The following is an 8,527-nucleotide window of genomic DNA, read 5'->3' as shown; positions in this document are numbered from 1 at the left end:
GGGGCTCGGAGATGGGTATAAGAGACACCTATGGGGGCGCCTATGACGACCCCAAGCTCGAAGCGCTGATCTCCGGCATCGTCGACCGGTTGGTAGCGGCGTCGGATCGGCCCGACCTGACCTACAAGGTGACGATCCTCAATTCAGGCGCCGTCAACGCCTTCGCGCTGCCGACTGGTCAGCTTTACGTCACCCGCGGGCTGATCGCGCTTGCCACCGACACATCGGAATTGTCGTCTGTGCTGTCGCACGAGATGGCGCATGTGCTGGCCAAGCACGCCGCCATCCGCGAGGACCAGGCACGCCAAGCGGCGCTGGTCGCACGCGTCGTCACCGACATGGGCAACGACCCGGGCATGACGGCGCTGGCGCTTGCCAAAACCAAGCTGTCGATGGCGAGCTTCTCGCGGCAGCAGGAGCTCGAAGCCGACGGCATCGGCATCGGCATCTCGGCGCGGGCGCAGTTCGATCCCTACGGCGCGGCGCGCTTCCTCACCGCGATGGAGCGCAACGCGGCGCTCAAGGCCAATCGCGCCACCGGCGACAGCCGCACCGACTTTCTGTCGTCGCATCCGGCGACGCCGGAGCGCGTCAGCAACGCCCAGAACAACGCCCGGCAATACACCGCGCCGCAAGGCGGCTGGCGCGGCGAACGCGGCGAGCGCGACCGCGAGGCCTATCTCAACGCGATCGACAACATCGTCTATGGCGAAGACCCGAGCGAAGGCTTCGTGCGCGGCCGGCGCTTCCTGCATCCCAAGCTCGGCTTCACCTTCCAGGTGCCGGACTCGTTCACGCTCGACAACACCGCCCAGGCGGTGATCGGCCTGCGCGAAGGCGGCAATCAGGCAATGCGTTTCGACGTCGTTCGGGTGCCGGCCGAGCAGTCGCTCGCCGACTATCTGAACTCCGGCTGGATGGAGAACGTCGACAAGAGTTCGACCGAGGAGCTGACCGTCAACGGCTTTCCGACCGCGTCGGTGACGGCGCGCGGCGAGCAGTGGCAGTTCAGGGTCTATGCGTTGCGGTTCGGCAGCGACGTCTATCGCTTTATCTTCGCGACCCGGCAGCGCACCGCCGAGAGCGATCGCAACGCCCGCGAGACGGTGAATTCGTTCCGGCGGCTGTCGCTCGAGGAGATCCAGGCCGCGCGACCGCTGCGCATCAAGGTGATCAGCGTGCAGCCCGGCGACACCGTCGAGTCGCTGTCGCACCGGATGTCGGGTGTCGACCGGCCGCTGGAGCGCTTCCGTGTGCTCAACGGCCTCGACGCTCACGCCCAGGTCAAGCCGCGCGAGCTGGTGAAGATCGTCGTCGACTAACCGAAGAACAGGTCTTGGTCCACGAAAAAGGCCCGGCTGGATGGCCGGGCCTTGATTGCTTCAAACCGAATGCGGCTGCTTACGCGGCCTCGTCGGTCACCGCCTCGTCGTCGGAATCGCCGTCGAGATCCGCATCGGACTCGGCTTCGGCTTCCGCCTCGGCCTTGGCGCCGCGGCGCGGGCTCTTGGCGAGCTGGCTCTCGACTTCCTTGACGGCTTCGGTCTCGGTGATGTGCTGCACCACCGCGATCTCGCGCGACAGACGATCCAGCGCGGCTTCATAGAGCTGGCGTTCGCTGTAGGACTGCTCCGGCTGCGATTCCGAGCGATACAGGTCGCGGACGACCTCGGCGATCGCGACGATGTCGCCCGAATTGATCTTGGCTTCGTATTCCTGCGCCCGGCGCGACCACATCGTCCGCTTGACGCGGGCACGGCCCTTCAGCGTCTCCAGCGCCTTCTTCACCAGCGCCGGATCGGAAAGCTTGCGCATACCGACATTGCCGACCTTTGCGGTCGGCACCCGCAGCGTCATCTTGTCCTTGATGAAGTTGATGACGAACAGCTCGAGCTTGGCGCCCGCGATTTCCTGCTCCTCGATCGCCAGAATCTGGCCGACGCCGTGGGCCGGATAGACCACGAATTCGTTGGCCTTGAAGCCCTGACGCTGGGTCACGGCCTTCTTCGGCTCCTCGACGCGCGCCTGCGCCGGGACCGCCGGCTTGGACGCCGCCACCGGCTGCTTCACTTCCGGCTTCACCGCCGCCTTGGCAACGGGCGCCTTCACCTCGGTCTTGACCTCGGCCTTCACCTCCGCCTTGGGAGCAACGGCAGCCTTGGCAGGCTTCGCCGCCGGCTTGGGTGCGGCGACGGGCTTGGAGGCCGCCGGCTTGGCGGGAGTTTTCGCAGACTTGGTTGGCATTTCACTTCTTTTGATTTTCGAGGACTTGAAGGCCGGAGCTTTAGAGGCCGAAGCCTTTGCAGCAGACCCCTTTGCGGTAGCGTGTTTGATGGCGCTCGCCTTGCTGGCGCCCGCCTTGGTCTGGGTCTTGGAAACAGAAGCCTTTGCGGCGGTCGCTTTGGCGGCTGTCCGGGTGTCCTTGACAGAAGCCTTCGAACGGCTCTTTGTGGCTCCGCGGTTGGCCGCAGATGCCGACTTGGCACCCTTTGAAGAAACACTCGTTTTACGCGTTTTCTGTGACACAGCCTGCGCGTGGAACCGCCACGCCCCTGTTCGTTGCTTTTGACGGGGAACCCTTCCCGGCCGCAAAAACGGCATGCCGGAGTTGACGAATGTGCTAAATATAGCACATTCTCCGCAAAAATCAATGATTTATGACGATTCCAGCCCATTCGGGGCAGTGCCCCGGGGCGCATCTCGTCAACAGGGTTAAGCTGGTCGGCCGGCTGTGCCGGCCTTCTCAAGACCTTCGGCTTAGTCGCCCGAACCCGGCTCCGAAGAGAAGTACTTCTCGAACTTGCCAGCCTGACCGTCGAACTCCTTGGCGTCCGCCGGAGCGTCCTTCTTCTGGGTCAAGTTCGGCCACGTCTTGGCGTATTCCGAATTCAGCTCGAGCCACTTCTCGAGGCCTGGCTCGGTATCCGGCTTGATCGCTTCCGCCGGGCATTCCGGCTCGCACACGCCGCAGTCGATGCATTCGTCCGGATGGATGACCAGCATGTTGTCGCCCTCGTAGAAACAATCCACGGGGCAGACTTCAACGCAGTCGGTGTATTTGCACTTGATGCAGTTTTCAGTGACGACGTAAGTCATCCCAACGCTCCGGAACGGTTCTAATTTTGAGTGTTTGCGTACCGCAGGAGCTCCGCAGCCGCAAGTGTCGATGCCTATTCCCGTGGCATTCCGAGATCGGCATAAAGTCCAGTAACCGACTCGGCGTCGCCACGGCGCTCCGTGAACCCAACCACCTTCAGCACCCGCACGCCACGATCCAGCGCAATCGTCAGCACATCGCCGGCTTTGATGCCGTGCCCCGGTGAGGTCTCGCGCACGCCATTGATGCGAACGTGGCCGCGTTCGACCAGAGCCGCAGCGCTGGTGCGCGCCCGCACGACGCGCGCATGCCACAGCCATTTATCGAGACGCTGACGCTCCAAGCCCGAACCACTGGCTGTGCCGGCGCGCCTTAGTCCTTGCGGCCGGCGGTGAGTTGCTCCTTCAGCGCGGCGAGCTTGGCGAACGGCGAATTCGGATCCATCGGCCGGTCGCGCTCACGCGGGGCGCTGGAATGCACCTGCCGGTGCGAGCCGCCCTGGTTGTCGCGGCCACCCTTCGGCCCGCCCTGATACTTGTCCTGGAATTTGTCGCGGCCCTTGAAGCGCTCGCGCGGCGGCCGTCCTTCGCCGGAAGCCTCGCGGCGCCCGCCTTCACCTTCCTGATCGCGCCGATTGCGACGGAAATCACCCTTGCCGCGCCCCCCACCACGGTCACCCTTGGCTTCGGCCGCTTCGCCTTCAGTCGCGCCGGCAGGAGCGCCGTGCTGCGGACGATTGCGATGGCGGTTACGATCGTGACGCGGCCGATGCTCGTCGGAGCGTCCACCCGGACGCCAGACTTCGACCAGCTCCGGCTCCGCCTTGGCGACCGGCGCTGCTTCGGCGCTGGCAGCTTCGGACGAAGCTTCAGCTGTGGTCGCTTCGGTCACGGCGGCTTCGCCGGCTTCAGCAGCGGGTTGCTCCGCGGTCTCGGTGGTGACGGCCTCCGCAACCGGCTCCGCTGCAACAGCTACAGGCTGCTCGGCGACGGGCTGTTCGTCGGCACTCGGCGCAGCCTCGGCAGCCTCGCCGTCGGCCGGCGATGGCTCGAACGCGATTGCGCCGGCCAGGATGGCCTGATCTTCAGCCGACATTTCGGTCGTGCTCGCCGCCTCGGTCGAGGCCGGAGCCGCCGCTTCGGCAGTTTTCGGTGCCTGGGGCAACGCCGGGCGTCGCTCCATGCGGTAGCCGAGCGCCTTCAAGATCGACGCGAAGTCTTCACCAGCCGAACCGGTCAGCGACGTCATCGCCTGGGTGACGACGAAGCTGCGGCCGTCGAACGCACCCGCCGGCTTCTCGCCGGGCGCGCCTTCACGCCACGCCAGCGCGGGCCGGATCAGGTCGGCGAGACGTTCGAGAATGTCGACACGGACGGCGCGTTCGCCGCACAGCCGGTAGCCCAGCGTGCGGTAGGCATCGCGATCCAGCGCCTTGTCGGCCGGGAACGAGGTGCGGCCGCTGCCGGCGAGATGCTGCGCGCTGGACAGCGCGGCAAGGTCGACATTGTCCTGCTTCTGCGCCCACAGCAGCGAGGCAAGCGCTCGCGCCGCCGGCTTCAGCAGCGAGGGGAAGTAGATATGGTAGGCGCCAAACCGCACACCGTATTTGCGCAAAGTCGCGCGCGACGGCTGGTCCAGATCCTTCATCTCGGTCGCGATCTTGGCGCGCTCCAGCACACCGAGCGCCTCGATCAGCTGGAAGGCGATACCGCGGGCAATGCCGCTGACATCCTCGGCTTTGCCGAGCTCGAACAGCGGTCCGAGGATCTTTTCGACATGGGTCTTGAGCCACAGGTCGAGACGGGTCTGCACCGCTTCGCGCGGCGCGCCGGCCAGCCGGTCGTCGGCAATGATGCGCAACCGCGGCCGCAGCACGTCGTCCGAGCCCACCAGCCGCGCGACCGCATCGCCGGTCCAGCGAATGGTCCCGTCGGAGGTCAGGATGAACTGATCGTCCGGTGCGTTCGACAACTTCTCGGCGCGCGCGTCGATTTCGCCGGCTAGCGCCTTTTGCGCCGTCGCCTGCAACGCCTTCGCATCCGAGCCGGCCTCGGCCGCGTCGGGCGCAAAGGTGAAGCCATCGAGCCGGCCAATCACGTGGCCCTCGACGATCACCTCACCAGTCTTGCCAATTTCCGTATTCAACATCGTGTTTTCCCGCAGGCGGCGCATCAATACACTGGTCCGGCGATCGACGAAACGTTCCGTGAGCCGTTCATGCAACGCATCTGACAATTTATTTTCAACGTCGCGCGAGATGCCCTGCCAGTGTTCGGGGTCGGCGAGCCAATCCGGCCGGTTGGCGACGAAGGTCCAGGTGCGGATTTGCGCAATTCTCGCGGAAAGCGTGTCGATACCGCCGTCGGTGCGATCCGCCTGATCGACCTGGGCAGCGAACCAGCTATCCGGTATCCGCCCCTTTTGCATCAAGAACCGGTACAGCGTGATCACCAGTTCGGCATGAGCCGCTGGTGCGATCTTACGGTAGTCCGGGACCTGACAGACATCCCATAGCCGCTCCACCGCGGCTTTGCCCTGCGCGATTTCGCGCACCTCGGGGTCGCGGGCAACGTGGTCGAGCACGCGGAGATCCTCGGCGACCGGGGCGCGCGTCAGCGCCTCGTGCCGGGGCGACTCCGCGAGCGACACTTGCAGCGCGCCGAGCGAGGCGAAATCCAGCTCGGCGTTGCGCCATTGCAGCATTTTCACCGGTTCAAAGCTGTGGTTTTGCAACGCGTTGACGAGCTCGGGCTCGAACGGCGCGCAGCGCCCGGTGGTGCCGAAGGTGCCGTCCCGGGTGGCGCGGCCGGCGCGCCCGGCGATCTGTGCGAATTCAGGCGGGGTCAGGCGGCGAAACTGATAGCCGTCGAATTTGCGGTCGGACGCGAACGCGACGTGGTCGACGTCGAGGTTGAGCCCCATGCCGATTGCATCGGTGGCGATCAGGTAATCGACGTCACCGGACTGAAACATCGCCACTTGGGCGTTGCGGGTGCGCGGGCTCAGCGAGCCCAGCACCACCGCGGCACCGCCGTGCTGGCGCTTGATCAATTCGGCGATCGCATAGACCTCGTCGGCCGAGAACGCCACGATCGCGGTCCGTCGTGGCTGACGGGTCAGCTTGCGGTCGCCGGCATATTCGAGCTGCGACAGCCGCGGCCGGGTGACGATGCTGGCGCCCGGCAACAGCCGCTCGATCATCGGCCGCATCGTCGCGGCGCCGAGCAGCAGCGTCTCGTCGCGGCCGCGCCGGCGCAGAATCCGATCGGTGAAGACGTGGCCGCGCTCGAGATCGGCCGCGATCTGGATTTCGTCGACCGCCAGGAACGAGACGTCGAGATCGCGCGGCATCGCCTCGACAGTCGATACCCAGTAGCGCGGCTTGGAGGGTTTGATCTTCTCTTCGCCAGTGACCAGCGCGACGGCGTTGGCGCCGACCTTGTCGACGATCTTGTTATAGACCTCGCGCGCAAGCAGCCGCAGCGGCAAGCCGATCAGGCCCGACGGGTGCGCGACCATCCGCTCGATCGCCAGATGCGTCTTGCCGGTGTTGGTCGGCCCCAGCACCGCAGTCACGCCGGCGCCGGGGACGCGGTCATTGGTAAACGCCTCAGAGTACAGGTTGGGCATTTCGACTTGATTTCTGCGTGGTCGCGGTCAGATCTGTGTCACATCGCGACGCCGCAGCAATCGCCGATTAAGGGCTGGAACGAGTCCGGAACGAAACGCGGCCGAATCGCTGACTCGTTCTGAGTCGGGAGTGGCTGACGCAATATGTCGTACAGGGCTCAGCTGCGCGCTCAAGATCAGGTGAAAAGACAGGCCATTATCCTCTTCGCCCGGGTGAGTTCGCCGCGGTTCATGCGTTCCGCGATTCCGATGGGAGTCAACATGATTCAACGCCGCCGATCGCAGGCAGGCGGGGCCGCGCCTATTGCGCGCGTGACGCCGACTTCGGCGGTGCGGCCTGGGTGATGAATTGCGTTGCTTCCAGCATCGCGTTACCGACCGGCGTCGGGATCTTCAGCCGGAAGGGCGCAAGCACGCGGGTGCCGGCGATAGGCGCCAGCCAGACTTCCATGTCGCGCTGTTTGATCAGGTATTTGATCGCGGCGCGATCCGGGATGTAGCCCGACACCGGGCTGAAATACACTGCGCACACCAGAGCCGGTCCGCGATAGCCTTTTTCGGCCTTCACCGTCTCGGTGCGCTTGTACTCCATCCGCAGATCGTATCGCATGCGGCCGTCGAAGATCGGCGTCGACACCCGGCAGGAGTCTGGGCTGAGCACGTCGCCGGTGCCCGGCACGCGCAGGAACGACGCCGTCATCGGATCGATCACACCGCGGCGATGCGCGTCCGTCACCGGGATGCGGTCGTCGTCCGGTGGTGGCTCGGGCTCGATGCTCGACTCTTTGACGTTGCCGTTCGCGAGCGTGATGCGGATGGTTTCGGTTTTCTTACCGCCCGTGATGCTGGCCATGTAGTTGCCGGGCACCAGCTGGCCGTTGATCACTCGGCCCTGCGCTTCGCCGCGGCCGTGGCCACTGGAAAACGCCTGCATCACGCCGGAGGTCGTCCCGGTCGCGGATGCCGAATAGAAATCATCGTCGACCTGGATCACCCAGGCGCCCTTGCCGACCTCGATCCCGGCGAGGGAGGCCTCATAGCGGGCGTCGAGCTTGCCCTGAGCAGCCGCAGGAACAGCGGTCAGCACCGCGGCGGCAGCCAGCACCCCGCCCAGACCCGCGTACCGGGTCGACGTGGGAATGACAGTGGCAATGTGGCGGCTGCTGATGTTCACGAACGATGTCCTGCCTGGCGCGGAGGCGCCGTCGATGGGTCAACTCGCACCGGGCCGATTTGTTGGTGTCGGAACCGATTACGTCCTTTATATGGTGCCAGATGCTTGATGGTGCCCGCAAATCCGCGTATCGCTGGGCACCTAGCGGCAGTTCCCGATTCGCCATTTTCGGGTTCCGGCGCAGCCGTCGCTTGACGCTGCGCGCCAGCCCTTTTATAGGTCCGCGGTTCCTGAAAACGGACGAATGATGAAGCCCCGCGCCTGCTGGTGGGCCGGCGGGGGATGACAGAGGATTTTCGCCATGTCTCGGCGCTGCGAACTGACCGCCAAGGGTGCCCAGGTCGGCCACAAGGTCAGCCATTCGAACATCAAGACCAAGCGGCGTTTCCTGCCCAACCTGGTCAACGTCACTTTCCTGTCGGACGCGCTCGGCCGTGCGGTGCGGCTGCGCGTTTCGACCAACGCGCTGAAGAGCGTCGACCACCGCGGTGGCCTCGACGCCTACCTGCTCAAGGCTCGCGATGCCGAGCTGTCGCCGAAGGCGGTGGAGCTGAAGCGCGCGATCGCCAAGAAGACGGCTGGCGCGCCGGTTGCCGCGGCGAGCTGATCGCCGCTTCGCCAGTTCA

8 protein-coding genes are annotated in these 8,527 nt (G+C 65.4%); 3 read left to right on the top strand and 5 right to left on the bottom strand.

The features are described 5' to 3' along the window. Positions 1–1,322, top strand: a 1,322-nt coding sequence (locus DY467_RS10725; protein WP_164635910.1) for a M48 family metalloprotease, incomplete at its 5' end; no start/stop codon positions are given. 79 nt (positions 1,323–1,401) lie between these two features. Here DY467_RS10725 and DY467_RS10720 read toward each other — a convergent pair. Beyond that, a complete protein-coding gene (locus tag DY467_RS10720) occupies positions 1,402–2,334 on the bottom strand; it encodes a CarD family transcriptional regulator (RefSeq protein WP_349627627.1) in 933 nt (310 codons plus the stop codon). On the opposite strand from DY467_RS10720, the gene DY467_RS26785 reads away from it, so the two are divergent. Further along, positions 2,234–2,569, top strand: a complete 336-nt coding sequence (locus DY467_RS26785; protein ID WP_164635908.1) for a hypothetical protein — start codon at positions 2,234–2,236, stop codon at positions 2,567–2,569. The genes DY467_RS10720 and DY467_RS26785 overlap by 101 nt on opposite strands. Positions 2,570–2,757: 188 nt before the next feature. Here DY467_RS26785 and fdxA read toward each other — a convergent pair whose 3' ends face one another. From fdxA to DY467_RS10695, 4 genes are all read right to left on the bottom strand, one after another. Then, the gene (fdxA, locus tag DY467_RS10710; protein ID WP_011156057.1) at positions 2,758–3,096 is read right to left on the bottom strand and encodes a ferredoxin FdxA; all 339 of its coding nucleotides are present in this window, start codon (positions 3,094–3,096) and stop codon (positions 2,758–2,760) included. A gap of 74 nt (positions 3,097–3,170) precedes the next feature. After that, positions 3,171–3,440 carry an RNA-binding S4 domain-containing protein gene (locus DY467_RS10705; RefSeq protein ID WP_107342705.1) on the bottom strand — a complete coding sequence of 90 codons (270 nt, stop codon included), beginning with the start codon at positions 3,438–3,440 and terminating at the stop codon, positions 3,171–3,173. Between the two features lie 29 nt (positions 3,441–3,469). Beyond that, positions 3,470–6,727, bottom strand: a complete 3,258-nt coding sequence (locus DY467_RS10700) for a helicase-related protein (protein WP_164635907.1) — start codon at positions 6,725–6,727, stop codon at positions 3,470–3,472. 301 nt (positions 6,728–7,028) lie between these two features. Continuing rightward, positions 7,029–7,901: a DUF3108 domain-containing protein gene (locus tag DY467_RS10695; RefSeq protein WP_164635906.1), complete on the bottom strand. Its 873-nt coding sequence runs from the start codon at positions 7,899–7,901 to the stop codon at positions 7,029–7,031. Positions 7,902–8,202: 301 nt separating this feature from the next. On the opposite strand from DY467_RS10695, the gene rpmB reads away from it, so the two are divergent. After that, positions 8,203–8,508 carry a 50S ribosomal protein L28 gene (gene rpmB, locus DY467_RS10690; protein WP_107342708.1) on the top strand — a complete coding sequence of 102 codons (306 nt, stop codon included), beginning with the start codon at positions 8,203–8,205 and terminating at the stop codon, positions 8,506–8,508. Positions 8,509–8,527: the final 19 nt, after the last annotated feature.

Source organism: Rhodopseudomonas sp. BR0G17 (genome assembly GCF_010907025.1).
Classification (GTDB): domain Bacteria; phylum Pseudomonadota; class Alphaproteobacteria; order Rhizobiales; family Xanthobacteraceae; genus Rhodopseudomonas; species Rhodopseudomonas palustris_H.
The sequence above is the reverse complement of the archived record's forward strand: the minus strand, read 5'-3'. Positions and strand labels throughout refer to the sequence as shown.

Excerpts from the sequence above, each read along its gene's own strand:
- DY467_RS10700 (WP_164635907.1), bottom strand. The coding sequence starts at position 6,727 with ATGCCCAACCTGTACTCTGAGGCGTTTACCAATGACCGCGTCCCCGGC.
- fdxA (WP_011156057.1), bottom strand. The coding sequence starts at position 3,096 with ATGACTTACGTCGTCACTGAAAACTGCATCAAGTGCAAATACACCGAC.
- rpmB (WP_107342708.1), top strand. The coding sequence starts at position 8,203 with ATGTCTCGGCGCTGCGAACTGACCGCCAAGGGTGCCCAGGTCGGCCAC.